Here is a 24,142-nt window from a genome sequence, read left to right as displayed (position 1 = left end):
GGGGATCACTGCACGTTCGCGCCGACGACCTTGTCCCAGCCGCCGGTGACGACGCCCTTCATCGCCTCCTGCTCCCCGATCGTCGGGAAGACCGCCGTCTCGTAGGCGTCCGCCGCCGGGAGCTTGTCGAGCAGCTCGTTCGGGACCACGTCCCGCTTGACCATGTCGTTGAACCGGATCGGATGACAGTAACCGCCGAGCCACCCGAGCTGGCCTTCGTCGCCGTAGAGGTATTCCATCCAGAGCTTGGCCGCGTTCGGATGCGGCGCGTAGGCGCTGATCCCCTGCACGTAGACGCCCGCGACCACGCCCGACTTCGGGATGACGACCTCGATCGGCGGATTGCCGTTCAGCGTGTCGCGGCCCGCGAGCGCGTTGTAGTCCCACCAGATCACGATCGGCGTCGCGCCCTGGGCGAGCGTGCCGGCCTTGCCGATCACGGGCACGAAATTGCCCGCCTTGTTCATCTCGGCGAAGTAGTCGAGCCCCTTCTGCCCCGCCTCCGCCCCGGGGGCGCCGCCGGCGGCGAGGCCCGCGGCGTAGACGCCGAGGATCGCCTGGTTCGAGGCGCGCGGATCGCCGGCGAGCGCGACGGCGTTGGCGTATTCGGGCGCGAGCAGGTCGGACCAGTCCGCCGGCGCGTCCGGCATCAGGTCGCTGTTCACCGCGAAGCTCAGCACGCCGTAATAGTCGCCGTACCAGTAGCCCTCCGCGTCCTTCACGTTCTCGGGGATCGTGTCCCAGGTCGAGACCTTGTAGGGCATGAGCAGCCCCTCTTCCTTGGCCGCCGGGCCGAAGGAGAAGCCCACGTCGATCACGTCGGGGGCCTGCGGGCCCTTGTTGTCCTTGTTCGCGCGGATCGCCTCCAGCTCGTCCGCGGAGCCGGCGTCGGGATTGAGCTCGTTGACCGTGAGCCCGTACTTGGCCTTGAAGCCGTCGATCACCGCGCCGTAGTTGCACCAGTCGCGCGGCAGCGCGATCGTCGTCAGCTGCCCCTCGGCCTTGGCGGCGGCGACGAGCTCCTCGCTCGGCTCCGCGCTCGCGGGCTGGACCATGGCAAGACCGGCGAAGGCCAGGCCGATCACCGCGGCGGTGGATTTCAAGTCTCGCATGGAACCCCTCTCCAGAGCGGGGCGGCGCGGCGGCCGCCCGAGGAAAAACGCATGGCGCCCGCGCCACTGCGTCGCAAGTTAACGGGGAATTTCGACAATCTGACAACAGAAATTGATCGCCGGATCAAGAATTCGGCGGCGCGCCGGCGAGGGCAAGCCCCTCTGTTCGTCATACGAGCACCGGCTGCGCGGTCTGCGCGCCGATCCCGAACACGCGCTTGTAGCGTTCGACCTGATCGGCCGGGCCGACCGCCTTGCCCGGATTGTCGGAGAGCTTCACCGTCGGCCGGCCGTTCGCGCTCACCGCCTTGCAGACGAGGCTGAATGGCGCGAGGGAGTCGTCCGGCCCGAGGCCGCGGAAATCGTTGGTGAGCAGCGTGCCCCAGCCGAAGCCGATCTTCACCCGGCCGTGGAAGCGGGCGTAGAGCGCCTCGATCCGGTCGACGTCGAGCCCGTCGGAGAAGATCACCAGCTTCTCGCGCGGATCCTGGCCGCGGGATTCCCACCAGGCGATCGCGGTCTCCGCGCCGACCTCCGGCTCGCCGGAATCGATCCGGATCCCGGTCCAGGAGGAAAGCCAGTCGGGCGCCTTCCGGAGGAAACCCTCGGTCCCGTATGTATCGGGCAGGATCACGCGCAGGTTGCCGTCGTAATCCTCGTGCCAGTGCTCGAGCACCTTGTAGGGCGCCTCGGCGAGCGCCGCGTCGTCCTCGGCCAGCGCGGCGAAGACCATCGGAAGCTCGTGCGCGTTGGTGCCGATCGCCTCGATGTCGCGGCGCATCGCGATGAGGCAGTTGGACGAACCCTGGAACTTCGTCGTTCCCAGCCCCTCGATCATCGCCGCGACGCACCAGTCCTGCCACAGGAAGGAGTGCCGCCGCCGCGTGCCGAAATCCGAGATCCGGAGATCGGGCAGCGCGCGCAGCCGCTCGATCTTCTCCCAGACGCGCGTCATCGCGCGGGCGTAGAGCACCTGGAGCTCGAAGCGCCCCATCCCCTTCAGCACCGCGCGCGAGCGGAGCTCCATCAGCACGGCGAGCGCGGGGATCTCCCACATCATCACCTCGGGCCAGGAGCCCTCGAAGGTCAGTTCGTACTGGTCGCCCCGGCGTTCCAGCCGGTATTCCGGCATCCGGAATTCCTCGAGCCAGGCCATGAAGTCCGGCCCGAACATCCAGCGCTTGCCGTAGAAGGTGTTGCCGCGCAGCCAGGTGGACTCGCCCCGGCTCAGCCTGAGGCCCCGGATGTGGTCGAGCTGGGAGCGCAGCTCGCCCTCGTCGATCAGGTCGGCGAGCGGAACCGAGGTGGTCCGGTTGATGAGGCTGAACTTCACGCGCACGTCCGCGTGGCGGCGGAACACCGTCTGCAGCATCAGGAGCTTGTAGAAATCGGTGTCGAGCAGCGAGCGCACGATCGGGTCGATGCGCCAGGCATGATCGTAGACGCGGGTGGCGATATCGACCATCTGACTTATCCCGGAATATCGGTGGAGGCGAGCACGCGCACCCCGGCCGCGCGCAGATCGGCCATCGCCCGCCCAAGCGAGCCGTCGAGATCGATGGCGCGGGTCGCATCCTCGATCAGGGTCACGTCGAAGCCGAGCTTCGCCGCGTCGAGCGCGGACCAGGCGACGCAGAAATCCGTGGCCAGTCCCGCGAGCCAGACCTCGTCCACCCCGCGCTCGCGCAGATAGCCGCCGAGGCCGGTCGGGGTCCGCCGGTCGTTCTCGAAGAAGGCGGAATAGCTGTCGATCGCCGGATCGGTTCCCTTGCGGATCACCACGTCGGCGACGTCGAGCGCGAGTTCGGGGTGAAAGCCCGCCCCCGCCGTGCCCTGGACGCAATGGGCGGGCCAGAGCACCTGCGTGCCATAGGCCATGTCCACGGTCGAGAACGGCTCCCTCTCCGCGTGGTTCGCCGCGAAGGACAGGTGCTCCGCCGGATGCCAGTCCTGCGTCAGCGCCACGGTGCCGAAGGCGGGCGCGATCCGGTTGATCGGGGCTATGACCGCGTCGCCACTGGCCACGGCCAGCGCGCCGCCCGGGCAGAAGTCGAGCTGGACATCGACCACGACCAGCGCGGATCGCGGAGAGGGCTGAGCCATCGGCGAGAGTTCCTTCCCAGGCGCGGGGCGTCCGCGCATCGCGAGACTGGCACGCCCGGGCGGATCCTTTCAACCTCCCGGCGGTTCGGCGCGGTCGAAGACCAGATCCGCGATCGGCCCCTCGCCCGGAACCGCGCCCCCGTCGCCCGGCAGCGCGGTCGCCGCGGAGCCGGCGCCGAGGTGGCGCAGCTGCGCCGGAACGCCGAAGCCGTATTCGAGATGCCCGCGCCCGATCACGCCGACGAGGCGCCGCGTCGGATCGCGCCCGCGCGCCTCGGCGAGCGCGCAGGCGAAGGCCCGGTCCCACACGCCTTGGGCGCGCGCGAAGGAATCGAAGGCCGGATCCTCCGGCGCGCGCGCGGCGCGGCCGGGCCGCGCGCCGCCGGTCATCGCGAAGAGATAGCGGCGACAGGCGCCCGAGGCGGGGGCGGCGGGCGAGAGCCAGACGCGCTCGCCCTCCGGCAGCGCGTCCCAGCCCTCCGCGCGGATCCGTTTCACCAGCGCGCGCGGAACATTGAGCCCGAACATCGGAATGCCCCGGGCGCGGCAGACGTCGAAGATCGGCCGGTAGAGCCCGGGATCGAAACCCCAGACGCGCGCCCAGTCCGAGACCTCGACGAATTGCGCGAACGAGAGCGACCCCGCGACGAGGGCGTCAAGCTGGGGCCGCGCCGACCTCGGGAGCATCTCGAGCCCCACCGCGAGCGGCCCGCGCGCCGCCAGCGCCGCGATCACCCCGGCCTGCCAGCGGTGATCCTCCGCGCTGTCGTGCCGCTCGCCGAGCAGCGCGATATCCGCCGCGGCGAGCCGGCCGATCGCCTCCGCCTCGTCGAGCACGCCGCCGGAGGCGGGATCGCGCCAGCGCCCCGCGCTCATGCGCCCGCCGTTACATGACTTAATTTATCAGGATTGACGAACCTGAGTGATTTTGTCATCGTCCCTCCGTAGCCAGTCCCCGGACAAGCGAGATCACCCATCCTCATCGCGACCGTCGGAGAGACCCCGAACCGACGCTTCGCCCCACGCCTGGGAGACATCGCATGAATGCCCCGTTTCACCCCCGCCGCGACACCGCCCAGCGCGTCGTCGAGATCAAGCCTCGTCCGACGCATGACGCGCGCCTGCTGACCGGCGGCGGCGCCGAGGCGACCATCGTGCTCGACGGTACCCTCTATGTGCTGCGCATCACGCGGCAGGGAAAGCTGATCCTCACCAAATGAACGCTCATCGCACGCCGGGGGCGGCGCCGGTGGCGCGCCTCGCCGAACTGCCGCCGCTCGAGCGGCGCGTGGTGCTCTACGCGCGCCTCTGGAGCGCGGGGCGGCTCGGCCAGGCCGAGGTCTGGAAGGACCTGATCGAGCGGCACGGCCCCGCGGGGGCGACCTGCGCGGCGGGCCATCTCGACGCGCTGCTCCGGGAGACGCTCGCATTCGCGCGGCGACCGCTCCAGTGCCACGCGCCCTCCTGCCCCTGCGCGGGCGGCGACGAATGCGTGCTCGCCCGCTTCGTCGCGCTGGCGGCGGAAGGGGCGCGCGAGGATGCGATCCTGATGGCGACGCTGATGGTGCGTCCCGACATGTCGCTGATCCTGGCCGCGATCGCGGAGGATCTGGGCCTGTTGCTGATGCGCGGGATCGCCGCCGCGCCGCCCGTGTCGCGGACGCGCCATTGACCCCTCAGCGCGCGGGAACGGGCCGCCGGCGGGCGATGACGCCGCCGCCGCCCGCGGCGGCGATGCGCTCGATCGCGAGGCCGAGCGGTTCGCGCGCCACCGCCATGTGATGGCCGTTGGCGTGGAGGAGCGTCTCGGGATCCGTGAGGATCCCCACGTGCCCCTTCCAGAACACGAGATCCCCGCGCCGCGCCGGCGCGTCCGGCGCCAGCGCCTCGCCGAGCAGCGCCGCCTGCATGTCGGAATCGCGCGGCGCCTCGATACCCGTCGCCAGCAGGGCGAGCTGGACCAGCGCCGAGCAGTCGAGCCCGCGCGCGCTCCGTCCGCCCCAGAGATAGGGCACGCCGAGAAAGCGCGCCGCCTGATCGACGAAATCCCCCTCGACCGGCGCCAGATGCGGCCGGGGCACGTGGCGTCCGTCGCGCAGCCGGGCGAAATCCGCGCTGGTGCCGGCGACCGGCACCTCGGCGAGGAAGGGCAGTTCCAGCACCGGCTTCGCCCGCGTCAGCGGCGCCGGGTAGCAATGGCTCCAGAGCGCGGTGATCCGCTGGCCGCGCGAACGGGGGGCGACGAGTCCCTCAGCCGCGACATAGCCGACATAGCCGTCGAGTTCCGCCTGGCCCCAGGCCAGCCCGTCCTCCCGCGTTTCGTAGACGACGAAGCTCTCGCCATGGAGAAGCTGGGTATCCCGCCCCGCCTCCGGATCGGGCGTCAGGCTGAGATCGAGCAGCGGCGCGCCGACCGCGTAGCGGGTGCCCGGAACATACCGCTCCGCCGTCACCGAGCCGCGCAGATGATCGGCGGCGAGATCGGGGCGGGCCGGGACCAGACGGCGGGCGAAACGGGTGCTCAATACCGGTCCTCCAGCACCTCCAGGATCGCCCGCGCCGCCTGGAAGGCGCCGCCCTTCGGCCGGCCCGGCTTCGCCGCGGGAACCCAGCCGTAGATGTCGAAATGCGCGTAGGCGCCCGCGCGCTCGACGAAGCGGCGCAGGAAGAGCGCGGCGGTGATCGCCCCGGCCATCCCGCCGGCGGGCGCGTTGTCGAGATCGGCGATGCCGGGTTCGATCTGGCTCTCGTAGGGGGTCCAGAACGGCAGCCGCCAGAGCGGGTCCGCGACCGCCTCCGAGGCGCGCGCGAGGGCGTCCGCCAGCGCCTCGTCGTCGGTGAAGAAGGGCGGTACGTCGGGACCGAGCGCCACCCGCGCCGCGCCGGTCAGTGTCGCGAGACTCACGATCAGGTCGGGCTCCTCCTCGTCGGCGAGCGCGAGCGCGTCGGCGAGCACTAGCCTGCCCTCGGCGTCGGTATTGTTGACCTCGACCGTCAGTCCCTTGCGGCTCGTCAGGATGTCGCCCGGCCGCATCGCGGGGCCGGAGATCGCATTCTCGACCGCCGGCACCAGGAGCCGCAGCCGGATGTCGAGGCCGAGCCCCATCACCATCGCCGCGAGCCCCATCGCCGTCGCCGCGCCGCCCATGTCCTTCTTCATCAGCCCCATGGAGGCGCCGGGCTTGATGTTGAGCCCGCCGGTGTCGAAACACACGCCCTTGCCGACCAGCGTGACCTTCGGCGCCGCGTCGCGCCCCCAGCGCAGGTCGAGCAGCCGCGGTTCCTCGGCGGCGGCGAGCCCGACCGCGCGGATCATCGGGAAATTCTGCGTGTCGAGATCGGCGCCCCGGATCACCCGCGCCTCGGCGCCGTGGGTATCGGCGAGGTCGAGGAAGGCCTGTTCCAGCGCCGAGGGCCCCATGTCGCGCGCGGGCGTGTTGATAAGATCGCGCGCGAGCCCCGCCGCCCCGGCGATCACGCCGACCCGCCGCGGATCGCAGCCGGCCGGACACACCAGCTCGCGCGGCTTCGCCTTCGCCGGCTTGTAGCGGTCGAAACGGTATTCACCGAGCAGCCAGCCGAGCGCCTCGGCCTCCGTCACCCGCGCATCCGTCACGCCGTAGCGCCCGGCGGGAAGGCGCCCCCCGGCCGCGGCGAGATGAAAGCGGTCCCGCGCCCGCGCGCCCGCGCTTCCCCAGCCGACGAGCACGCGCGCGATTCCCCCGCCCTCGCCCGGCAGCGCCAGCGTCTCGCCGAGCCCGGCCTCGAAGCCGTTCGCGGCCACCCAGGCCCGCGTCGCCGCGTCCTGTGTCACGAGCCATTCGGAGAGTTCGCCGGGGTCGAGGATCAGGAGCGGAATCGCCGCCGTATCGCTCGTGTGAATAATTGGCATGGAAAATCGGGCCTTGGTCAGTGCGATCACGCGAGACTAGGCAGTTTCCCCGGCGCTGGAAAGCCCGTCAGATCGCCTCGGGATCGGCGTGGCGCATCACGCCGCGCAGGGAGTCCTCCGCCAGCCGGCCGAGCCGCGCCGCCACGGCGGAGACCGCCACCGGATCCTCCGCCCGCAGGCAGTCGCGCAGGGACCGCGCCACCCGGGCGAATTTCGAGAGTCCGACCTGCTCCGCGAGCCCCGCCAGCCGCGACGCGAGCACCCCCGCCTCGGCCCCGTCGCCGGCGTCGAGCGCCGCGTTCAGGAGCGTCAGCCGGTCGGTGAGATGAAACACCACCTCCGCGAGAATCTCGCGGCAGCGCTGGTCTCCAAGCGAACGGCGCAGCAATTGTATGCGCCCGTCATCCAGCGCCGCCGCCTCGCATGCGTCGAAAATGATGAGTTCCGCGCCCACCGCCGATCCTTCCCACGATACCACCCGGGTGCCAGAATGGCTCGGTTGCGTGAAGGGAAGCTTATCGCTAAGGCAGTCTTGTGCGGCGCGTCATGCCAGAAATCCCGCCGGTTTAGCTCAAATTCCGAGGCACGGTCCGATGCAATTCGCCAGACCCCTTCCGCCCTTCCTCATCGCCCGCCATCGCGACCGCCGTTCCGCGCGGACCGCCGACGAACTCAGGCGCCTGCGCGAACTGGCCGAGCACGGGCAGAACCCGCGGGCGATGGTGATCGCCTGCTGCGACAGCCGGGTGATGGAGAGCGAGGTCTTCGGCTCGGAAGCGGGCGAGTTCTTCGTCCACCGCAACATCGCCAATCTCGTCCCGCCCTATACCGACGACGGCCAGCAGCACGGTACCTCGGCCACGATCGAATACGCGGTGAAGGTCCTCAAGGTGCGGCACCTGATCGTCATGGGACATTCGCGTTGCGGCGGCGTCGCGGGCTGCTACGACCTGCACACCGGCAACACCGCCCAGGCGCCGGATCCGGACAGTTTCGTCGGCCACTGGCTCGAGATCCTGGAGCCGAGCGTGAAGCCGCTGATCGCGGAAGGGCTGAGCCGCGAGGTGGCGCTGCGCCGGCTGGAGCAGCAGGCGGTGCTGCGCAGCCTCTGCAACCTCATGACCTTCCCCTTCGTCGCCGAGGAGGTCCATGTCGGCCGCCTCCAGCTCCACGGCACCTGGAAGGACATCGGCGACGGTGATCTCGAAGTCTACGACGCGGAGACCAACGCCTTTTACCGCCTCTGAATTCAGCCCCTTGGCAGAATTCGCCTTCTGTAGGAGGATCCCCGCGGCCGGCCACGCCGCCGGCCGGAATCCGGGACGTGCCGGCCAGCGGGCGGGCGACAGGAGGCAATTGATGAGAACCGTGATCCTCGCCATCGGACTGACCACCACGCTCGGCGCGCCGGCCTTCGCCGAGGGCGTCGTCGATGCCCGCGCGGCGCAGATGAGCGCCAACGGCGCCGCGGCGGCCGTCTCCGGCGGAATGCTCAAGGGCGAGATCCCCTATTCCCCCGCCGTCGGCAAGGCCGCGATCGCGGCCTTCGACGCGACCGCGCTCAGCTTCGGGCTGATGTTCCCCGACGGGGCGACCAGCAAGGAGGCCTCGCCGAAGATCTGGGAGGACCGCGCCGGATTCGACGCCGAACTCGCGAAGTTCCAGGAGGCGACGGCGGCGGCGGTCAAGGCCGCGGGCAAGGCGGGCCCGGCCGATCTCGACGCCTTCAAGGCGGCGGTCCAGCCCGTGCTCGGCACCTGCAAGAGCTGTCACGAGCATTACCGCCTCGACAACTAGGCACCGGCGATGCGCCGGATCCTCCTCGCCCTCCTGGCGCTGGCCTGTCTGGGCCTCGCCGCGTTCTACGCGCTGACGATCCCGCGCGCCCTCGCCGCCGTCGAGATCGCCGCGCTGCCCCGGGGCGAGGCGGCGCGGGGGGAGCGGATCTTCTGGGCCGGCGGCTGCGCCTCCTGCCACGCCGCCCCGGGGGCCAAGGGCGACGACCGGCTGCGTCTCGGCGGCGGCCGCGTGCTCCGGACCGGTTTCGGCGATTTCGTCGCGCCGAACATCTCGAACGACGCGAAGGACGGGATCGGATCCTGGAGCACCGCGGACCTCGCCAATGCGATGCTCCGGGGCGTCTCGCCGGAGGGGCGGCACCTCTATCCGTCCTTCCCCTATACCTCCTACGCGCGGATGCGGCCGGCCGATATCGCGGATCTGCGCGCCTATCTCGCGACCCTTCCCGCCGTCGCGGGCCGCCAGCCCGGCCATGATCTCCGCTTTCCCTTCAACCTGCGCCGCGGCCTCGGCCTCTGGAAGCTCGCCTTCCTGTCCCCGGAACCGGTTCTCGATCTCGAGACGGCGGACCCGGCGGTGAAGCGGGGGCAGTATCTGGTCGAGGGGCCGGGCCATTGCGGTGAATGCCACACGCCGCGCGGCTTCGCGGGCGAACTCGACTATGCCCGCTGGCTCGGCGGCGCGCCGGCGGCCGAGGGAGAGGGTAAGGTGCCCGACATCACCCCCGCCGGCGATCTCGGCGGCTGGTCGGCGGGCGACATCGCCTACTACCTCGAATCCGGCTTCACCCCCGACTACGATTCGGTCGGGGGCGCGATGGTCGAGGTGCAGGAGAACATGGCAATGCTGCCCGGCGAGGATCGCGACGCGATCGCCGCCTATCTCGAGGCGGTGCCGCCGGTCGGAAACCCGCGCTGAGCGGCGGGCGCGGGTCCGCGCGCGGCGGCGCGGACCCCTGTCACGGGGTTCAGTTCGCGGCCTCGGCCGGAACGTCGCCCTTGCGGAGCACCCGGCGGCCGAGCAGTTCCGCGATCTGCACGGCGTTGAGCGCCGCGCCCTTGCGCAGGTTGTCCGAGACCACCCAGATGTTGAGCCCGTTGTCGATCGTCGGATCCTGCCGGATCCGGCTCACATAGGTCGCGTATTCGCCGACGCATTCGACCGGCGTGACATAGCCGCCCGGCTCGCGCTTGTCGACGACGAGGATGCCCGGCGCCTCGCGCAGGATGTCACGCGCCTCGGCCTCGTCGAGATCCTCCTCGAACTCGATGTTGACCGCCTCCGAATGGCCGACGAAGACCGGAACCCGGACGCAGGTCGCGGTGACCTTGATCGCCGGATCGAGGATCTTCTTCGTCTCGGCGACCATCTTCCATTCTTCCTTGGTCTGGCCGTCGTCGAGGAAGACGTCGATATGCGGGATCACGTTGAAGGCGATCTGCTTCGGATAGACCGAGGGCTCGACCTCCTGACCCGGGACATAGAGCCCCTTGGTCTGGTTCCAGAGCTCGTCCATCGCTTCCTTGCCCGAGCCCGAGACCGACTGGTAGGTCGAGACCACGACGCGCCTGATCCGCGCGCGGTCATGCAGCGGCTTCAGCGCCACGACCATCTGCGCGGTGGAGCAGTTCGGGTTGGCGATGATGTTCTTGCGCGCATAGCCCTCGATGGCATCCGGATTCACCTCCGGCACGATCAGCGGCACGTCGGGGTCGTAGCGGTAGAGCGAGGAATTGTCGATCACGACGCAACCGGCCCTGGCGGCCGCGGGCGCGTATTTCTTCGTCGCATCCGAGCCGATCGCGAAGAGCGCCATGTCCCAGCCGGTGAAATCGAACGTGTCGAGATCCTCGGTCCTGAGAGTCCGGTCGCCGAAGGAGACTTCCGTGCCGAGGCTCTTGCGCGAGGCAAGCGCCACGATATCGTCGACCGGGAATTCCCGTTCGGCGAGGATGTTCAGCATTTCGCGGCCCACGTTGCCCGTGGCACCGACGACGGCGACTCGGTAGCCCATCTCGATCAATCCTTCTGACAACCGGCGCCTTCTGAACCGTCCCGCGGAAAATGTAAACATTCCGCTTCGCGCGGATCCCGAAGCGCGCCGCGGGCGCTCTCGCCGCCGGAGGCGCGGCGCCGCCGCGGCGCCACCGCCCGGAGGGCTTGCCTCAGTCCGGCGCGAAGAAACAGGCGCGCGGCACCCGCCAGGCGTGGAATTCCCGCGTCGAATAGCCGGAGGCCCGCCAGCGCGCGACCTCCTCGCCCCGCGCCGCCGGATCGCGGCAGTCGGGGCCGGTCGGGGAGGTGCCGACGAAGAGCACGTCGCCCGGACCGGGCGGCAGCGGGTGCTTCTGCGCGTAGTGATGCGGCGGGAAGCCCGCGACCGGCTCCGCGTAGATCGAGAGGCCCGAGTCGCGCAGCGTGTAGAAGGCGTCGGCCAGCGTCGAGCGATCGCCCGAGACGATCGTGTCGAGCCCCGCCTCGCCGGCGACCTCCGCGATGTGGCGGCTCACCTCCGCCCGGCCGAGATAGCGCCTGAAGACGAGGTCGTCGCCGATCCGGAACGTCGTCGCGAAGAGGCTCGCCGCCGGCAGGGCGAGCGTCAGCGCGAGGTTGATCGCAAGCCCCGCCAGCGTCCAGCGCGGCCGGTCACGGAGCATGAGGCCCGCGAGAAGGAAGGCCGGCACATGGGCCGCCGCCGCCCAGTTCGCATTCGCGTCGCTCCGCAGCGCGACGAGGAACAGGACCACCAGCGGCGGCAGCGAGAAGAGCGCGAGGTAGCCGACGCGCGGATCGCGCCGGACGCGCCCGAGCCCGATCAGGTAGGCGCCGAAGATCACCGGTCCCGCCACCGCGAACTGCGCCGCGAGGAGCCCGAGCGCGCGGCCGAGGTCGTAGCTCGCCGCGTGGCCGAGCCCCGCGTTGTCGTCGACCACATGCGTGACCGCGGAGAAGGAGTTCACGTAGTTCCACCAGAGGTTCGGCGCCACCAGCGCGAGTCCGACGCCGAGGGCCAGCAGCGCGTCGCGCCACGCGATTCGCCCCGCTTGGGTCAGCGCCGCGAGCACCGCGGAGAAGGCGAAGTAGAGCATCGCGTATTTGGCGAGCATGCCGAGGCCGGCCGCGAGCCCGAGCACCACCGCCCAGCCCGCCGAGGAGACCCGCGTCAGCCGCCAGTGCGCGCCGAGCGCCAGCGCGATGCAGAGCAGCATCGGCGTGTCGGTGGAGACGAGCAGGCTCGCCACCGCGACGGCGGGCGCGGTCACATAGGCGGCGCCCGCGATCGCCCCGGCGCGGGGGCCGAACATCGCCCGGCCGGTCGCGAGGATCGCGAGCGCGGTCGCCGCGTGGAGAAGCGGCAGCGGCGCGCGGATCGCGATCATCCCGTCGCCGCCGATCGCGGTCGCGAGCCGCAGGATCCAGCCGATCAGCGGCGGTTTCGAATAATAGCCCCAGGCGAGCTCCTGGCCCCAGAGCCAGTATTGCGCGTCGTCCGTGTAGAGATCGGCGGCGTCGAAGGGCAGGAGCGCCAGCCGGTAGAGCGTGACGAGCGCGACGCAGGTCAGCGCCCAGGTCGTCGCCCGGTCAGACGGGGCGGCGGACCGCATGGATGAGCCAGAGGTTTCGCGCATAGATGAAGAGGCCCGCCGCCTGGCCGAGGATGAACACCGGGTCGCGGCGATGGATGGCATAGGCGAGCAGGATCACGCCCCCGGCGATCGAGAAATACCAGAAGGCCACCGGCATCACCGACTTGCGCGCCTGCTCCGACTTTATCCACTGGATGATGAACCGCGCCGAGAAGGCGACCTGACCGAGCAGGCCGATGATGACCCACCAGAATTCGCCCCAGTGATCGACGTGAAAGAACTCGAAAAGCGGATTCAAACTTCCATCCCTTCCCCATGCGTGGCCCCGCCGAGCGGCCTTGCCTTCTTCCGGCGGCGGATCAGCCACATCACACCGAAGAGATCGTAGACGCCGACGAGCGCCCGGCCAAGGTTCGCGTAGTTCGACTTGCCCGCGTGGCGCGCCGCGTGGGCGACGTCGACATGCAGGATCTTCCAGCCGTCGCGGGCGAAGAGCGCCGGCAGGTAGCGGTGCATGTGGTCGAAATAGGGCAGGCGCAGAAAGGCGGCGCGGTCGAAGAGCTTGAGCCCGCAGCCCGTGTCGCGCGTGCCGTCGCGCAGCAGCGCCTGGCGGAGGCTGTTGGCGCCCTTCGACGCCCAGCGCTTCGAGAGCGTGTCCTGCCGGCCGACGCGCTCCCCCGCGACGAGCGCGACGCCCGGCGGGAAGGCGTGGCCCTCGAGCCGCGCGAGGAGCTTCGGGATCTCGGCCGGCGGATTCTGCCCGTCGCCGTCGAGCGTGCAGATGACGCTCCCCCGCGCGGCCAGCACGCCCGTCTGCACGGCCGCCGACTGGCCACCGCTTCGGTCATGGCGGATCAGCCTGAGAAAGGGATGGCGCGCGCGAAGGTCCTCGATCGTGGCGGCGGTCGCATCGGTCGAGCCGTCGTCCACGTAGATCGCCTCGAACGGCCAGACATCGGCGCAGGCCGCCGCGATCGCCTCGGTCAGGAAGGCGACGTTCGCGGCTTCGTTCTTCATCGGGACGACAATCGACAGCCAGGGTTCTCCGCTGGCACCTTCCGGCTCTGTCGACACTCTCGGGATCTCCTCTCCGTGGCGGCGGACGGCCGCGCGACGGAGACCGATCGCGAGATGATGGTCGGAGTGAGAGGATTCGAACCTCCGACCCCCTGCTCCCGAAGCAGGTGCGCTACCAGGCTGCGCTACACTCCGAACACGGCGGGCATTTACGCGGTTATTTCAGCCGCCGCAAGCCCATGCGAACACGCGAAGACGGAAAAATCGCGGCTCAGTCCAGCGACCAGTCGATCGGCCCGGCGCCCGCGGCCTCGAGGAAGGCATTCGCCTGCGAGAAGGGCCGGGAGCCGAAAAATCCGCTGTGCGCCGAGAGCGGCGAGGGATGCGGCGCGGTGAGGACGAGGTGGCGCGAACTGGTCAGGAGCGGCGCCTTGGCCCGCGCCTGCGCGCCCCAGAGCAGGAAGACCACGGGCTGGTCAAGGCCCGCCACATGCGCGATCAGCCGGTCGGTGAAATCCTCCCAGCCACGACCGCGATGCGCGCCCGCCCTGCCCTGCTCGACCGTCAGCACGGTGTTGAGCAGCAGCACGCCGCGCCGCGCCCAGGGTTCGAGATGGCCGGTCGCCGGGACCGGCGACCCCAGGTCGGAGGCGAGTTCCCTGAAGATGTTCCTGAGCGAGGGCGGCGGACGCAGGCCCTCCGGCACCGAGAAGCTCATGCCCTCGGCCTGGCCCGGCCCGTGATAGGGATCCTGGCCCAGCAGGACGACCCGCGCCGCCGCGGGCGGGGTGAGTTCCAGCGCGCGGAAGGTCAGCGGCGCGGGCGGATAGACCACGGCGCCCGCCGCGCGGCGGGCGGCCGCGTAGGCGAGCGGCGCGGCGGGATCGCCGCCCGCGGCCGCCCAGGCGGGCGGGACGGCCGGCGCGGGCGGCTCGGCGCGGATCAAGCCCGCCCGCTCAGAGCGAGGCTTCGAGCGCGGCGACGATCGCGTCGCCCATTTCGGAGGTCGAGACCGTCGCCCCGCCGCCCGGCCCGACGAGATCGGCGGTCCTGAGCCCGTCCGCCAGCACCTTCTCGACCGCGGCCTCCAGCCGGTCGGCCTCGGCGCCCGCGTCGAAGGAATAGCGCAGCGCCATCGCGAAGGAGAGGACGCAGGCGATCGGGTTCGCCTTGCCCTGGCCCGCGATGTCCGGCGCGGAACCATGCACCGGCTCGTAGAGCGCCTTGCGCCGCCCGGTCTTCGGATCCGGCGCGCCGAGCGAGGCGGAGGGCAGCATGCCGAGCGAGCCGGTCAGCATCGCCGCCACGTCGGAGAGCATGTCGCCGAAGAGATTGTCGGTGACGATCACGTCGAACTGCTTCGGCGCGCGGACGAGCTGCATCCCGCCCGCGTCGGCCAGCATGTGGGTGAGCTGGACATCGGCGAAGCGCGCGGCATGCGTCGCCTCCACGACGTCGTGCCAGAGCAGGCCCGACTTCATCACGTTGCGCTTCTCCATCGAGCAGACCCGGTTGTCCCGGAGCCGCGCGAGTTCGAAGGCGACGGCCGAGATGCGCTCGATTTCGAACGTGTCGTAGACCTGCGTGTCGACCGCCCGCTTCTGGCCGTTGCCGAGGTCGGTGATCTGCTTCGGCTCGCCGAAATAGACGCCGCCGGTCAGTTCGCGGACGATGAGGATGTCGAGCCCCTCGACGAGCTCGCGCTTCAGCGAGGAAAAGTCGGCGAGCGCGTCGAAGCATTTCGCGGGGCGCAGGTTCGCGAAGAGTTCGAGATCCTTGCGCAGGCGCAGGAGCCCGGCCTCGGGGCGCGCGTCATAGGGCACCTTGTCCCATTTCGGCCCGCCGACCGCGCCGAGCAGCACCGCGTCCGCGGCCTGGGCCCTCTCCATCGCCGCGTCGCTGATCGCCTGGCCATGCGCGTCGTAGGCGCAGCCCCCGACGAGATCCTCATCGACGTCGAAGGGGCGGCCGTTCCGGCCGAACCAGTCGACCACCTTGCGCACCTCGGCCATCACTTCGGGGCCGATCCCGTCGCCGGGCAGGATCAGGAGGGTCGGGTTGGCCATGGCGGATTCCTCGGTCGTTTGTCTCGTTCCGGGGGCACCCGCTAGCGCCCGGCGGGCGCCGGGTCAAGGATCGGGGAAGCGGAGGTCCACCCAGACGAGGCGGTGCGCGGGCCCCGCGGCGACGAGTTCGGCGAGCGGTTCGCCCGGCTCCGGCCAGAAGACGGCGGCGTCCGGCGCGTCGAGCTCCCGCGCGGGCAGCGCGTAGTCGAGCCGGAGCGCGCGTTCACCCGCCCGGGCGGTCGCGCGGGGCGGGTTCGGATCGCGGAGCGCCGGATGCGCGAGCAGCGCGGCGATCGCCGCCCGGTCCCCCGCCCCCGCCACGGGATCGGTGTTGAGATCGCCGAGCAGCACGAAGGGGCCGTCGAGCCGTGCCATCCGGCCCACGCTGTCGGGGAAGGCCGCTCCATCGAGATAAAGGCGCCAGAAGCGGATCTCGTCGGCGTTGCGGAGCAGGTTGAACTGTTCCGGCCCGTCGAAGAGCGGCGGTGTCGGGTTGGAGGCCAGAAGCCTGAGGCGCCGGCCTCCCGGCAGTGTCACGGCGACGTCCCAGAGCGCATTGCTCGCGAGCGGCCATCCCGAGCGCGCCTCCGGGTCGAGCACGGGCGCGCCGTGGGGCCGGATCGGCAGGCGCGCGCCCGGCAGGTCGGCCCAGGGCAAGCCGCTGAAATCATGGCTCGCCTCCGCGTCGACCGGCAGGCGGGACAGGAGCGCCATCCCGCCCTGCCCCGGAAACCGGCCCCAGCCGAGCGCGTCGCCCGCGCCCCGAAGCCGGCCATCGCCATCGAGGTCGAACCCCGACTCGACTCCCGCGTTGCCCGGCGGGGCGTAGGCGAAGGGGTAGTCGATCCCCCCGGCTCCGGCCGCCAGCCGCGCGCGCAGCGCCGTGAGCGCCACGCCCCGGAAATCCTGGTCGAACCCGGTCAGGAGCAGGATGTCGGGCCGCGTCTCCCGGATCACCGCGAGCACGGCGGCGATGTCGGCGGGTGGCTTTCGCGCGCGCAGGTCGAAGAGCAGGAGGCCGGGACCGGAGCGCGAGAGGCCGACGTCATAGGCCGCGACGCGGATCCGCTCCGCGCGGACCGGGCCGGCGACGAGAAGAACGAGAAGGAGGACGAGCGCGCGGATCACGGCCGCGAGGCTCGCAGCGGGGCGTTAAGCCCGCATTAAGCGCATCCCCGCGGCCGCGATGCGCGGGGATGATCGGGATGTCGCGGGTGGCTCAGCTGGCCTTCAGCCAGGGGGCGCGGCTCTCGTAGGCGCTCTCGAAGGCGTCGATCTCGCCAGCCTTCTCCATCGTGAGCCCGATGTCGTCGAGGCCGTTCAGCAGGCAGTGCCGCCGGAACTCGTCGAGCGTGAACGGGATCTGGCCGCCGTCGGGACCCGAGATGGTCAGGTTCTCGAGATCGACGGTGACGACCGCGTTCGAGCCGCGCTCGGCATCGTCCATCAGCAGGTCCACCTGCTCCTGGGGCAGCACGATCGGCAGGATGCCGTTCTTGAAGCAGTTGTTGTAGAAGATGTCCGCGAAGCTCGGCGCGATCACGCAGCGGATCCCGAAGTCGAGCAGCGCCCAGGGGGCGTGCTCGCGGCTGGAGCCGCAGCCGAAGTTCTCGCCCGCGACGAGGATCTTCGCCTCGCGATAGGCGGGCCTGTTCAGCACGAAATCCTCGATCTCGTTGCCCTCGCGGTCGTAACGCATCTCGTCGAAGAGGTTCTTGCCGAGGCCGGAGCGCTGGATCGTCTTCAGGAACTGCTTCGGAATGATCATGTCGGTATCGACGTTGATGAGCGGCAGCGGCGCCGCGACTCCGGTCAGTTTGGTGAATTTCTCCATGGGCCAGGCCTCCGATATGACGCGCCCGGGATAAACCACGCGGAACCGCCCTTCGCAAGTCTCGCCCGCGGCTCAGCGCCCGCGCCCGGCCAGCCGCCCCGCCCGGATCAGTTCGACATAGCGCCGCGCACCGAGCCCGAGCGGCCGGTCGCGCCGCCAGACGAGGTCGATCCAGAGGCTGAGTTCGTTCGAGATGTTCTCGAAGGCGATCTCGGTCACGGCCCCGGCCTCCGCGAGCGGCTGGATCAGCGCGCGTGGCAGGAAGCCCCAGCCGAGGCCGGCGCGCACGAGGCCGAGGGCCGCGAGGTGATTGTCGGTGTGCCAGACCTCCCGGGAGAGCAGCACGCGCGAATCGGCCGTATCCCGGCTCGCCACCGCGATCTGGCGTGTCTCGATCAGATCCTCCATCCGCGGCCGGTCCGGACCCGCCGCCAGCCGATGGAAGGGCGCGGCGACGGCGACGAAGATCTCCTGCCCGAATTCCTGGAAGGCCTCGTTCTCGTCGAGCCCCGGCCGCTCGAAGATCAGCGCGAGATCGACCTCCCCCGCGCGCAGCCGCCGGGTCAGGTCGCCCCCCGTCCCCGAGACGACATCGACCATCAGCGCCGGAAACTCCTCCGCCAGCCGGGCGAGCGGCGCGTTCCAGCCCGCCGAGAGCACCTCGGCCGCGACGCCGAGCGTCAGGCGCTCCTCCAGCCCCGCGTGCAGCGCCAGCGCCTGGGCGTCGAGCCCGCGCAGCGCCGCCGCCGCCCGGCGCGCCGAGGGTTCGAGCGCCCGCGCCGCCGCCGTCGGCCGCGGCTCGCGGCCCGAGCGGTCGAAGAGCACCAGATCGAGCTCCGCCTCGAGATTGGCAATGGCCATGCTGACGGCCGAGGGCACCCGGCCGAGCGCCCGCGCCGCCGCGGAGAAGGAGCCGCGGTCGAGCACGGCGAGAAACGTGGCGACCGCTTCCCCGGAGAAGGCCATGGCGCTTCGCCTTTCAGAATTCCTGACAGCTCCTGACTTCTTGTATCAGGAAGAATCGGTTAGTCCCAGCGCCGGAAAAGGAGCAAGGGACCATGCAGGGAATTCGCAGGCGCGTCGTCTATCTCACCCTCTACGAGGCGCTCGCCATCGCGCTGAGCTCGAGCGGGCTCGCGGTGCTGTTCGGGATCCACGTCACGGAGGCGGGCTCGATGGCCGTCACCGCCTCGGTGATCGCGGTGCTGTGGAATCTCGCCTACAACGCCGGTTTCGAGGCCTGGGAGCGGCGCCGGACGACGAAGGGACGGAGCCTCGCGCTCCGGGTCGGGCACGCGGTCGGGTTCGAGTTCGGGCTGACGCTGGCGCTGGTGCCGCTCTTCGCCCTCATGCTCGGCATCTCGCTCGTCGAGGCCTTCGTGCTCGACCTCGGCATGATCGTCTTCTTCCTGTTCTACACCTTCCTCTTCAACCTCGGCTTCGACCGGGTCTTCGGCCTTCCGCTCTCGGCGCGGGAGATCAGGACGGAGGCGTGCGAAGCAGGCGGTAGTCCGCTGGCTCGCGCCGGCTGAGCCAGACGCCGATCGGCCACATCAGGAGCCAGGAGGCGAGCGCGGCCGTCGTGTTCCAGAACGCGAGCGGCAGCGAGAGCAGCATGACGGCGACCGGCGCGCAGGCTCCCACCATCTCGTGCCGAAGCGCCGCGCGCGAAACCGCGACGCGGATATGCCCCCGCCGCGCCGCGTAGCCGAACATCACCGCCTCGAGCAGGCTGATCGACGCCATGGAGAGGGCGAAGAGCCCGAAGCTGAACCGGTTGGCCTCGAAATGGCTGAGCAGGCTGACGGGGAAGGGCATGAAGGCCACCATCGCCAGATAGACGAGGTTGAGCGAGACCAGCCGCCCGTCGATCGATCCGAGCGCGCGGAAGAAGCGGTGATGCGCCACCCAGTAGCGCCCGAGCAGCGTGAAGCCGAGAAAGAAGCCGAAGGCCCCGCTCTCGATCCCGGTGAGCCCCCGCAGCAGCTCCGCCGTGCTGGCGTCCTTCGGCAGGTGCGACGGCACGCGCAGGTCGAAGACCAGCAGCGTCATCGCGATCGCATAGACCGCGTCGGAGAAATTCGCGACCCGGTCGAATTCGAGACCACCGCCGTCGCGGCGAAAGCCCCCGCCGGGCGTCGGCCGCCCGGGATCCTCGGTCATGCGCCTGCCTCCGCGCTCGTTCCCGCCGGACACGTTGGTAGGCGCATGCGTCCGTTCCGTGAAGCGATTCCCGGCGCCGCGCAACCGCTCGTGAGAAGCGGTCGCGGCGCCGGGATGCGTGGCCGGGGCGCGCGACGGTCGCGCACCCCGGAACGCCTTACATCAGTTCGCGCACATCCGTGAGCCGGCCGGTGATCGCCGCCGCCGCCGCCATCGCGGGCGAGAGCAGATGCGTGCGGCCCTTGTAACCCTGCCGCCCCTCGAAGTTGCGGTTCGAGGTCGAAGCGCAGCGCTCGCCGGGCGCGAGCTGGTCGGGGTTCATGCCGAGGCACATCGAGCAGCCGGCCATGCGCCAGTCGAAACCCGCCTCGATCAGCTTCGCCGCGATCCCCTCCTCCTCGGCCTGGGCGCGCACGAGGCCCGAGCCCGGCACGATCATCGCGCGCACGCCGTCCTTGACCCGGCGGCCTTCCATGATCTTCGCGACCTCGCGCAGATCCTCGATCCGCCCGTTGGTGCAGGAGCCGATGAAGACCGTGTCGATCGCGATGTCCGAGAGCTTCTGCCCCGGCGTCAGCCCCATGTAGTCGAGGCTGCGCCGCGCCGCCTCGACCTTGCCGCCCTGGAAATCCTCCGGATTCGGCACGGTGGCGGTGATCGGCAGCACGTCCTCGGGGCTCGTGCCCCAGGTCACGACCGGGGCGATCTTCGCGGCGTCGAGGATCAGCTCCTTGTCGAAATGCGCGCCCTCGTCGGTGAAGAGCGTGCGCCAGTAGGCCTCCGCCATCTCCCACTGCCCGCCCTTCGGCGCGTGGGGGCGGCCCTTCACATAGGCGAAGGTCACGTCGTCGGGCGCGATCAGGCCCGCGCGGGCGCCGCCCTCGATCGCCATGTTGCAGACCGTCATCCGGCCTTCCATCGAGAGCGCGCGGATCGCCTCGCCCATGTATTCGATCACATGGCCGTTGCCGCCCGCGGTGCCGGTCTCGCCGATGATCGAGAGCGTGATGTCCTTCGCGGTGACGCCGAGCGGGAGCGTGCCCCGGACCTCGACCTTCATGTTCTTGGACTTCTTCTGGATCAGCGTCTGGGTGGCAAGCACGTGCTCGACCTCCGACGTGCCGATCCCGTGCGCGAGCGCGCCGAAGGCGCCATGCGTCGCGGTATGGCTGTCGCCGCAGACGATGGTCATGCCGGGCTGGGTCAGCCCCTGCTCCGGGCCGATGATGTGGACGATCCCCTGGCGGACGTCGGCCACGTCATAGATCTCGACGCCGAAATCGGCGGCGTTCTTCCTCAGCGTCTCGACCTGGATCCGGCTCTCGGGGTTCTCGATCCCCTTGGCTCGGTCGATGTCGGTCGGAACGTTGTGGTCGGGAACGGCGGTGGTCTTTTCCGGCGCGCGGACCTTGCGGCCGGCCATGCGCAGCCCCTCGAAGGCCTGGGGGCTCGTCACCTCGTGGACGAGATGGCGGTCGATGTAGAGCAGGCTGGTGCCGTCGGGCGCCTCGTCGACGAGATGGGCGTCCCAGATCTTGTCGTAGAGCGTCCTGGGGGCGGAGGGATTGGCGGACATGGATGTCTCCCGCTGTGGCATTGGCTAGGACAGGCGAGTCGCGGACAGGGGGCCGGGGCCCGAAGCGTCAGGCCCCGCGCGTAAGTCGGATCCCTCCGGCGTAGAATCGCCAGGGCAGCCGCCTGTGGTCGTCCATGTCGAAAAGCCGCGTCATGCGGGTGCAGATACGCCCGATTCGTCCGCCGGGCAAGATCCCGCCCCGGGGTGGAGTCCGGCGGCGGGATCCGGAGAGTTCCCGGCGTCTCCCGAGGCTCAGGCGAGGATCACGATCGGGATGCCGGTCGGCACCATCGACCAGATCTCCTCCATCTCCCCGTCGGTCACGGCGATGCAGCCCGCCGTCCAGTCCTTCTTGTAGCGGTCGGCGCGGCGGGTCGGGCCGCCGTGGATCATGATGTCCCCGCCCGGCTCGACGCCGAGCGCGAGGCAGCGCGCCACGTCGGTCGCGTTCGGATAGCTGATGCCGAGGCTGAGATGGAAATCGCTCAGCGGATTGCGGCGGTCGATGTAATAGACCCCCTCGGGCGTGCGGCCGTCGCCGGACCGCTGCTTCGGCCCGACCGGGGCGAATCCGAGATTGATGCGATAGGTCCGGAGCGTCTCTTTCCCGCTCATCAGCGCCATCGCCCGGTTCTTCTTCGAGACGACGATCTGCGTCGCCCGGGGCTGAAGCCGCTGCGTATAGGCCGAGGCGCGGGCCGGCGCGGCCAGCGCGACGCCGAGAAAGCCCGCCGTCACGGCGAGCGCGTTGCGCCGCGTCCACAACCGATCGGCCGTGGCGCGTTCCAATACGTCGTCGACCGGCGTGGCCGGCCCCTTTCCTGTCCACTCGTCCATGTGCCTGCTCGTTCTTGTCGTTGTGCCCGGATCCTTACGGATCGCTTAATTACTGCTTGATAAGGTTGATAGAACCCTAATCAGGGGGATTCGTGAAGGGGCCTCGGACCGCGGGCGCGCGAAATCGATCCGGATCCGGGATGCCGGAAGCCATGGGAATGAAGTCGGGGAGATCCGGACCGACTTGCGCCGGATCAGGCCGGGGCCGCGGCCTCGCCGCCCCGGGCGCGGCGCGCGCGTTCGCTCGCGCTCTTGAGCTGGCCGCAGGCGGCCATGATGTCCTCGCCCCGGGGCGTGCGGACGGGCGAGGCATAGCCCGCCCGGTTCACGATCCGCGCGAAGGCCTCGATCCGGTCGGGGTCGGAACGCTCGTAGGGGGAGCCGGGCCAGGGGTTGAACGGGATCAGGTTGATCTTCGCCGGGATGCCCGAGATGAGCTTCACGAGCCGCCGCGCATCCGCGTCCGAATCGTTCACCCCCTTCAGCATCACGTATTCGAAGGTGATCCGCTCGGCGTTCGAGAGCCGCGGATAGGCGCGGCAGGCGTCGAGCAGCTCGGCGATGTTCCACTTCCTGTTGATCGGCACCAGCTTGTCGCGCACCTCGTCCGTCGTCGCATGGAAGGAGATCGCGAGCAGGCAGTTGATCTCCTCGCCCACGCGCGCGATCTCCGGCACCACGCCCGAGGTCGAGAGCGTGATCCGGCGGCGCGACAGCGACAGCCCCTCGTTGTCCATCGCGATCCGCATCGCGTCGCGGACGTTCTCGAAATTGTAGAGCGGCTCGCCCATGCCCATCAGCACGATGTTCGAGATCAGACGCCTGTCGAGCGGCCCCTTGCCCCATTCCTCGAGATCGTCGCGCGCGACGAGGATCTGGCCGACGATCTCCGCCGCGGTCAGGTTGCGCACCAGCCGCTGCGTGCCGGTGTGGCAGAAGGAGCAGGTGAGCGTGCAGCCGACCTGGCTCGAGACGCAGAGCGTGCCGCGGTCGGTCTCGGGGATGTAGACCGCCTCGATCTCGGACCCGCCCGCGACGCGGAGCAGGTACTTCCGCGTGCCGTCCGCCGAGATCTGCCGCGTGACGATCTCGGGCCGCGAGACCCGGAAATTGCGCGCGAGCAGGGCGCGGTAGTCCTTGGCGAGATTGGTCATCGCCTCGAAGTCGCGGACGCCGCGGTGATAGATCCACTGCCAGACCTGCCCGGTCCGCATCCGCGCCATCTTCTCGGGCGTCCCCGCCTCGATCAGCGCCAGCCGCATCGCCTCGCGGTCGAGCCCGACGAGATCGGGCAGGCCCTCCTCGGCCGCCCTGCGCGGCAGGGCGACGACCTCGGGCGTGATCGGAACGGCTTTAAGCGGAACGGCGGACATCTCGGGGCTTTCGGCAACGGGCGGATCAGCCCGCCAATGCCGGCGAGATAGCAGATTTTCGCGATTTTTCCACCCCCCGGCCGCGCGGGCCGGGACCGCGCGTCACTGGCAGCGCTTGGCCGCGTCCTCGACGGCGGCGGTGAAGCCCGAAAGCGAGATCGTGTCGATCGTCGTGGTCCCCCGGCTCGAGACACCGGTCACCGTCGCCGAGGATCCCGCGCGGAAGGCCGCGACGATCTGCTTGTCGACGTCCGGGGAGGCGGGCCAGGCCCAGCTGTCCGCGTCCTTCGAGCCCGGATTGAGCGTGAAGTTCTGCGAGCCGACCTGCAGCTTCACCGGCGTCCCGTCGCGGAACGGATAACCACCGGAGAAGCTCACCTCGCCGGAGACGTTCTCGGCCGGGCGGTAGGTGACGAAGAGGCGGATGTCGCCCCGGTCCACCTCGACCGGCTTGCCGTCGCGCAGCGCCTTCGAGCTCTTCGGCGGCGAGACGACGTAGCATTCCTTCGGGCTGCCGGCGACGAACACGCTCCAGTCCGTATGCGAGGCCACCCGCTCGGCCGCCGCCTGCGCCCCGGCGGGCAGGGCGGCCCCGCCGGTCAGGCCGAGCAGCACGAGCGAAAGGCCAATCGTGGTGCGATAATTCGACATCATGTCCCAGGTCTCCTGCTCGATCGCCGGTACCGTTACCACCGCCATGAGCTTCGCGCCCCAGGGCCAAGGTCCGGCTTGTTTTTGTCAGCGTCCTTGCCGTACTCTATCGCGACAAGCGGGATTTGATC

General features: G+C 70.3%; 27 protein-coding genes and 1 tRNA gene. 6 read left to right on the top strand and 22 right to left on the bottom strand.

All coding sequences use genetic code 11. The features are described from left to right. Positions 1 to 5: 5 nt before the first annotated feature. From FJM51_RS05620 to FJM51_RS05605, 4 genes are all read right to left on the bottom strand, one after another. Complete coding sequence (locus FJM51_RS05620; RefSeq protein ID WP_140453137.1) at positions 6 to 1,112, bottom strand: ABC transporter substrate-binding protein; 1,107 nt, start codon at positions 1,110 to 1,112, stop codon at positions 6 to 8. A 169-nt stretch (positions 1,113 to 1,281) separates the two neighbouring features. Next, entirely contained in the window at positions 1,282 to 2,577 is a 1,296-nt protein-coding gene (gene pncB / locus FJM51_RS05615) for a nicotinate phosphoribosyltransferase (protein WP_140453136.1), read from the bottom strand. Between the two features lie 5 nt (positions 2,578 to 2,582). Continuing rightward, positions 2,583 to 3,215 carry a bifunctional nicotinamidase/pyrazinamidase gene (gene pncA / locus FJM51_RS05610; RefSeq protein WP_140453135.1) on the bottom strand — a complete coding sequence of 211 codons (633 nt, stop codon included), beginning with the start codon at positions 3,213 to 3,215 and terminating at the stop codon, positions 2,583 to 2,585. A gap of 69 nt (positions 3,216 to 3,284) precedes the next feature. After that, positions 3,285 to 4,091 carry a ChaN family lipoprotein gene (locus tag FJM51_RS05605; protein WP_140453134.1) on the bottom strand — a complete coding sequence of 269 codons (807 nt, stop codon included), beginning with the start codon at positions 4,089 to 4,091 and terminating at the stop codon, positions 3,285 to 3,287. 164 nt (positions 4,092 to 4,255) lie between these two features. On the opposite strand from FJM51_RS05605, the gene hemP reads away from it, so the two are divergent. Both hemP and FJM51_RS05595 read left to right on the top strand, forming a co-directional pair. Next, the gene (gene hemP / locus FJM51_RS05600) at positions 4,256 to 4,435 is read left to right on the top strand and encodes a hemin uptake protein HemP (protein ID WP_140453133.1); all 180 of its coding nucleotides are present in this window, start codon (positions 4,256 to 4,258) and stop codon (positions 4,433 to 4,435) included. Next, complete coding sequence (locus tag FJM51_RS05595) at positions 4,432 to 4,887, top strand: hypothetical protein (RefSeq protein WP_140453132.1); 456 nt, start codon at positions 4,432 to 4,434, stop codon at positions 4,885 to 4,887. Before hemP ends, FJM51_RS05595 begins: the two co-directional genes overlap by 4 nt. A 4-nt stretch (positions 4,888 to 4,891) precedes the next feature. On the opposite strand, the gene FJM51_RS05590 is transcribed toward FJM51_RS05595, so the two are convergent. The 3 genes from FJM51_RS05590 to FJM51_RS05580 all read right to left on the bottom strand — a co-directional run bounded on the left by FJM51_RS05590 (position 4,892) and on the right by FJM51_RS05580 (position 7,561). Continuing rightward, a complete protein-coding gene (locus FJM51_RS05590) occupies positions 4,892 to 5,740 on the bottom strand; it encodes a C40 family peptidase (protein ID WP_140453131.1) in 849 nt (282 codons plus the stop codon). After that, on the bottom strand, positions 5,737 to 7,107 hold the full coding sequence (locus FJM51_RS05585) for a leucyl aminopeptidase family protein (RefSeq protein WP_140453130.1): 1,371 nt from the start codon (positions 7,105 to 7,107) through the stop codon (positions 5,737 to 5,739). Before FJM51_RS05585 ends, FJM51_RS05590 begins: the two co-directional genes overlap by 4 nt. 67 nt (positions 7,108 to 7,174) lie before the next feature. Beyond that, on the bottom strand, positions 7,175 to 7,561 hold the full coding sequence (locus FJM51_RS05580; RefSeq protein WP_181164456.1) for an Hpt domain-containing protein: 387 nt from the start codon (positions 7,559 to 7,561) through the stop codon (positions 7,175 to 7,177). Between the two features lie 139 nt (positions 7,562 to 7,700). Between FJM51_RS05580 and FJM51_RS05575 the strand changes: the two genes are divergently transcribed. The 3 genes from FJM51_RS05575 (at position 7,701) to FJM51_RS05565 (ending at position 9,825) form a co-directional block, all read left to right on the top strand. After that, on the top strand, positions 7,701 to 8,354 hold the full coding sequence (locus FJM51_RS05575; RefSeq protein WP_140453128.1) for a carbonic anhydrase: 654 nt from the start codon (positions 7,701 to 7,703) through the stop codon (positions 8,352 to 8,354). 112 nt (positions 8,355 to 8,466) lie between these two features. Next, positions 8,467 to 8,904 carry a c-type cytochrome gene (locus FJM51_RS05570; RefSeq protein WP_140453127.1) on the top strand — a complete coding sequence of 146 codons (438 nt, stop codon included), beginning with the start codon at positions 8,467 to 8,469 and terminating at the stop codon, positions 8,902 to 8,904. A 9-nt stretch (positions 8,905 to 8,913) separates the two neighbouring features. Further along, positions 8,914 to 9,825, top strand: coding sequence for a cytochrome c (locus tag FJM51_RS05565; protein ID WP_140453126.1), 912 nt, complete (start codon positions 8,914 to 8,916; stop codon positions 9,823 to 9,825). Positions 9,826 to 9,874: 49 nt separating this feature from the next. On the opposite strand, the gene FJM51_RS05560 is transcribed toward FJM51_RS05565, so the two are convergent. From FJM51_RS05560 to FJM51_RS05515, 10 genes are all read right to left on the bottom strand, one after another. Beyond that, on the bottom strand, positions 9,875 to 10,921 hold the full coding sequence (locus FJM51_RS05560) for an aspartate-semialdehyde dehydrogenase (RefSeq protein WP_140453125.1): 1,047 nt from the start codon (positions 10,919 to 10,921) through the stop codon (positions 9,875 to 9,877). A 151-nt stretch (positions 10,922 to 11,072) separates the two neighbouring features. Continuing rightward, entirely contained in the window at positions 11,073 to 12,512 is a 1,440-nt protein-coding gene (locus tag FJM51_RS05555; protein ID WP_140453124.1) for an ArnT family glycosyltransferase, read from the bottom strand. Then, positions 12,490 to 12,792 (bottom strand): lipid-A-disaccharide synthase N-terminal domain-containing protein, encoded by a 303-nt coding sequence (locus FJM51_RS05550; RefSeq protein ID WP_140453123.1) that lies wholly within the window; start codon positions 12,790 to 12,792, stop codon positions 12,490 to 12,492. Before FJM51_RS05550 ends, FJM51_RS05555 begins: the two co-directional genes overlap by 23 nt. After that, positions 12,789 to 13,568: a glycosyltransferase family 2 protein gene (locus FJM51_RS05545; RefSeq protein ID WP_140453122.1), complete on the bottom strand. Its 780-nt coding sequence runs from the start codon at positions 13,566 to 13,568 to the stop codon at positions 12,789 to 12,791. Before FJM51_RS05545 ends, FJM51_RS05550 begins: the two co-directional genes overlap by 4 nt. Positions 13,569 to 13,629: 61 nt before the next feature. Next, positions 13,630 to 13,706 (bottom strand) — tRNA-Pro (locus tag FJM51_RS05540). Between the two features lie 76 nt (positions 13,707 to 13,782). Further along, the gene (gene ung / locus FJM51_RS05535; protein ID WP_140453121.1) at positions 13,783 to 14,457 is read right to left on the bottom strand and encodes a uracil-DNA glycosylase; all 675 of its coding nucleotides are present in this window, start codon (positions 14,455 to 14,457) and stop codon (positions 13,783 to 13,785) included. 10 nt (positions 14,458 to 14,467) lie between these two features. Then, on the bottom strand, positions 14,468 to 15,577 hold the full coding sequence (leuB, locus tag FJM51_RS05530) for a 3-isopropylmalate dehydrogenase (protein WP_140453120.1): 1,110 nt from the start codon (positions 15,575 to 15,577) through the stop codon (positions 14,468 to 14,470). A 63-nt stretch (positions 15,578 to 15,640) separates the two neighbouring features. Continuing rightward, positions 15,641 to 16,705 (bottom strand): endonuclease/exonuclease/phosphatase family protein, encoded by a 1,065-nt coding sequence (locus FJM51_RS05525; RefSeq protein WP_233712988.1) that lies wholly within the window; start codon positions 16,703 to 16,705, stop codon positions 15,641 to 15,643. 91 nt (positions 16,706 to 16,796) lie between these two features. Continuing rightward, the gene (gene leuD / locus FJM51_RS05520) at positions 16,797 to 17,411 is read right to left on the bottom strand and encodes a 3-isopropylmalate dehydratase small subunit (protein WP_140453119.1); all 615 of its coding nucleotides are present in this window, start codon (positions 17,409 to 17,411) and stop codon (positions 16,797 to 16,799) included. Positions 17,412 to 17,483: 72 nt separating this feature from the next. Next, the gene (locus FJM51_RS05515) at positions 17,484 to 18,377 is read right to left on the bottom strand and encodes a LysR family transcriptional regulator (RefSeq protein ID WP_140453118.1); all 894 of its coding nucleotides are present in this window, start codon (positions 18,375 to 18,377) and stop codon (positions 17,484 to 17,486) included. A gap of 92 nt (positions 18,378 to 18,469) precedes the next feature. Between FJM51_RS05515 and FJM51_RS05510 the strand changes: the two genes are divergently transcribed. Then, positions 18,470 to 18,943 carry a PACE efflux transporter gene (locus FJM51_RS05510; RefSeq protein WP_140453117.1) on the top strand — a complete coding sequence of 158 codons (474 nt, stop codon included), beginning with the start codon at positions 18,470 to 18,472 and terminating at the stop codon, positions 18,941 to 18,943. Here the strand turns inward: FJM51_RS05510 and FJM51_RS05505 are convergent. The 5 genes from FJM51_RS05505 to FJM51_RS05485 all read right to left on the bottom strand — a co-directional run bounded on the left by FJM51_RS05505 (position 18,891) and on the right by FJM51_RS05485 (position 24,059). After that, a complete protein-coding gene (locus tag FJM51_RS05505) occupies positions 18,891 to 19,574 on the bottom strand; it encodes a TMEM175 family protein (protein ID WP_140453116.1) in 684 nt (227 codons plus the stop codon). The genes FJM51_RS05510 and FJM51_RS05505 overlap by 53 nt on opposite strands. Positions 19,575 to 19,731: 157 nt before the next feature. Next, on the bottom strand, positions 19,732 to 21,150 hold the full coding sequence (gene leuC / locus FJM51_RS05500) for a 3-isopropylmalate dehydratase large subunit (RefSeq protein WP_140453115.1): 1,419 nt from the start codon (positions 21,148 to 21,150) through the stop codon (positions 19,732 to 19,734). 252 nt (positions 21,151 to 21,402) lie between these two features. Continuing rightward, positions 21,403 to 21,987 carry a L,D-transpeptidase family protein gene (locus FJM51_RS05495; RefSeq protein ID WP_140453114.1) on the bottom strand — a complete coding sequence of 195 codons (585 nt, stop codon included), beginning with the start codon at positions 21,985 to 21,987 and terminating at the stop codon, positions 21,403 to 21,405. Positions 21,988 to 22,181: 194 nt separating this feature from the next. After that, positions 22,182 to 23,360: a dual-specificity RNA methyltransferase RlmN gene (gene rlmN / locus FJM51_RS05490; RefSeq protein ID WP_140453113.1), complete on the bottom strand. Its 1,179-nt coding sequence runs from the start codon at positions 23,358 to 23,360 to the stop codon at positions 22,182 to 22,184. 102 nt (positions 23,361 to 23,462) lie between these two features. Next, the gene (locus tag FJM51_RS05485) at positions 23,463 to 24,059 is read right to left on the bottom strand and encodes an invasion associated locus B family protein (RefSeq protein ID WP_233712987.1); all 597 of its coding nucleotides are present in this window, start codon (positions 24,057 to 24,059) and stop codon (positions 23,463 to 23,465) included. Positions 24,060 to 24,142 lie beyond the last annotated feature (83 nt).

It is taken from the genome of Amaricoccus solimangrovi (assembly GCF_006385685.1).
GTDB lineage: Bacteria > Pseudomonadota > Alphaproteobacteria > Rhodobacterales > Rhodobacteraceae > Amaricoccus > Amaricoccus solimangrovi.
The sequence above is the reverse complement of the archived record's forward strand: the minus strand, read 5'-3'. Positions and strand labels throughout refer to the sequence as shown.

Bases quoted from the DNA above. Each gene is read 5' to 3' on its own strand.
- FJM51_RS05605 (WP_140453134.1), bottom strand. From the start codon at position 4,091: ATGAGCGCGGGGCGCTGGCGCGATCCCGCCTCCGGCGGCGTGCTCGAC.
- leuD (WP_140453119.1), bottom strand. From the start codon at position 17,411: ATGGAGAAATTCACCAAACTGACCGGAGTCGCGGCGCCGCTGCCGCTC.
- FJM51_RS05565 (WP_140453126.1), top strand. From the start codon at position 8,914: ATGCGCCGGATCCTCCTCGCCCTCCTGGCGCTGGCCTGTCTGGGCCTC.
- FJM51_RS05495 (WP_140453114.1), bottom strand. From the start codon at position 21,987: ATGGACGAGTGGACAGGAAAGGGGCCGGCCACGCCGGTCGACGACGTA.
- FJM51_RS05585 (WP_140453130.1), bottom strand. From the start codon at position 7,107: ATGCCAATTATTCACACGAGCGATACGGCGGCGATTCCGCTCCTGATC.
- FJM51_RS05515 (WP_140453118.1), bottom strand. From the start codon at position 18,377: ATGGCCTTCTCCGGGGAAGCGGTCGCCACGTTTCTCGCCGTGCTCGAC.
- FJM51_RS05505 (WP_140453116.1), bottom strand. From the start codon at position 19,574: ATGACCGAGGATCCCGGGCGGCCGACGCCCGGCGGGGGCTTTCGCCGC.
- FJM51_RS05620 (WP_140453137.1), bottom strand. From the start codon at position 1,112: ATGCGAGACTTGAAATCCACCGCCGCGGTGATCGGCCTGGCCTTCGCC.
- FJM51_RS05570 (WP_140453127.1), top strand. From the start codon at position 8,467: ATGAGAACCGTGATCCTCGCCATCGGACTGACCACCACGCTCGGCGCG.
- FJM51_RS05595 (WP_140453132.1), top strand. From the start codon at position 4,432: ATGAACGCTCATCGCACGCCGGGGGCGGCGCCGGTGGCGCGCCTCGCC.
- FJM51_RS05560 (WP_140453125.1), bottom strand. From the start codon at position 10,921: ATGGGCTACCGAGTCGCCGTCGTCGGTGCCACGGGCAACGTGGGCCGC.
- FJM51_RS05575 (WP_140453128.1), top strand. From the start codon at position 7,701: ATGCAATTCGCCAGACCCCTTCCGCCCTTCCTCATCGCCCGCCATCGC.
- hemP (WP_140453133.1), top strand. From the start codon at position 4,256: ATGAATGCCCCGTTTCACCCCCGCCGCGACACCGCCCAGCGCGTCGTC.
- FJM51_RS05510 (WP_140453117.1), top strand. From the start codon at position 18,470: ATGCAGGGAATTCGCAGGCGCGTCGTCTATCTCACCCTCTACGAGGCG.
- leuC (WP_140453115.1), bottom strand. From the start codon at position 21,150: ATGTCCGCCAATCCCTCCGCCCCCAGGACGCTCTACGACAAGATCTGG.
- pncB (WP_140453136.1), bottom strand. From the start codon at position 2,577: ATGGTCGATATCGCCACCCGCGTCTACGATCATGCCTGGCGCATCGAC.
- FJM51_RS05485 (WP_233712987.1), bottom strand. From the start codon at position 24,059: ATGGCGGTGGTAACGGTACCGGCGATCGAGCAGGAGACCTGGGACATG.
- FJM51_RS05555 (WP_140453124.1), bottom strand. From the start codon at position 12,512: ATGCGGTCCGCCGCCCCGTCTGACCGGGCGACGACCTGGGCGCTGACC.
- pncA (WP_140453135.1), bottom strand. From the start codon at position 3,215: ATGGCTCAGCCCTCTCCGCGATCCGCGCTGGTCGTGGTCGATGTCCAG.
- rlmN (WP_140453113.1), bottom strand. From the start codon at position 23,360: ATGTCCGCCGTTCCGCTTAAAGCCGTTCCGATCACGCCCGAGGTCGTC.
- leuB (WP_140453120.1), bottom strand. From the start codon at position 15,577: ATGGCCAACCCGACCCTCCTGATCCTGCCCGGCGACGGGATCGGCCCC.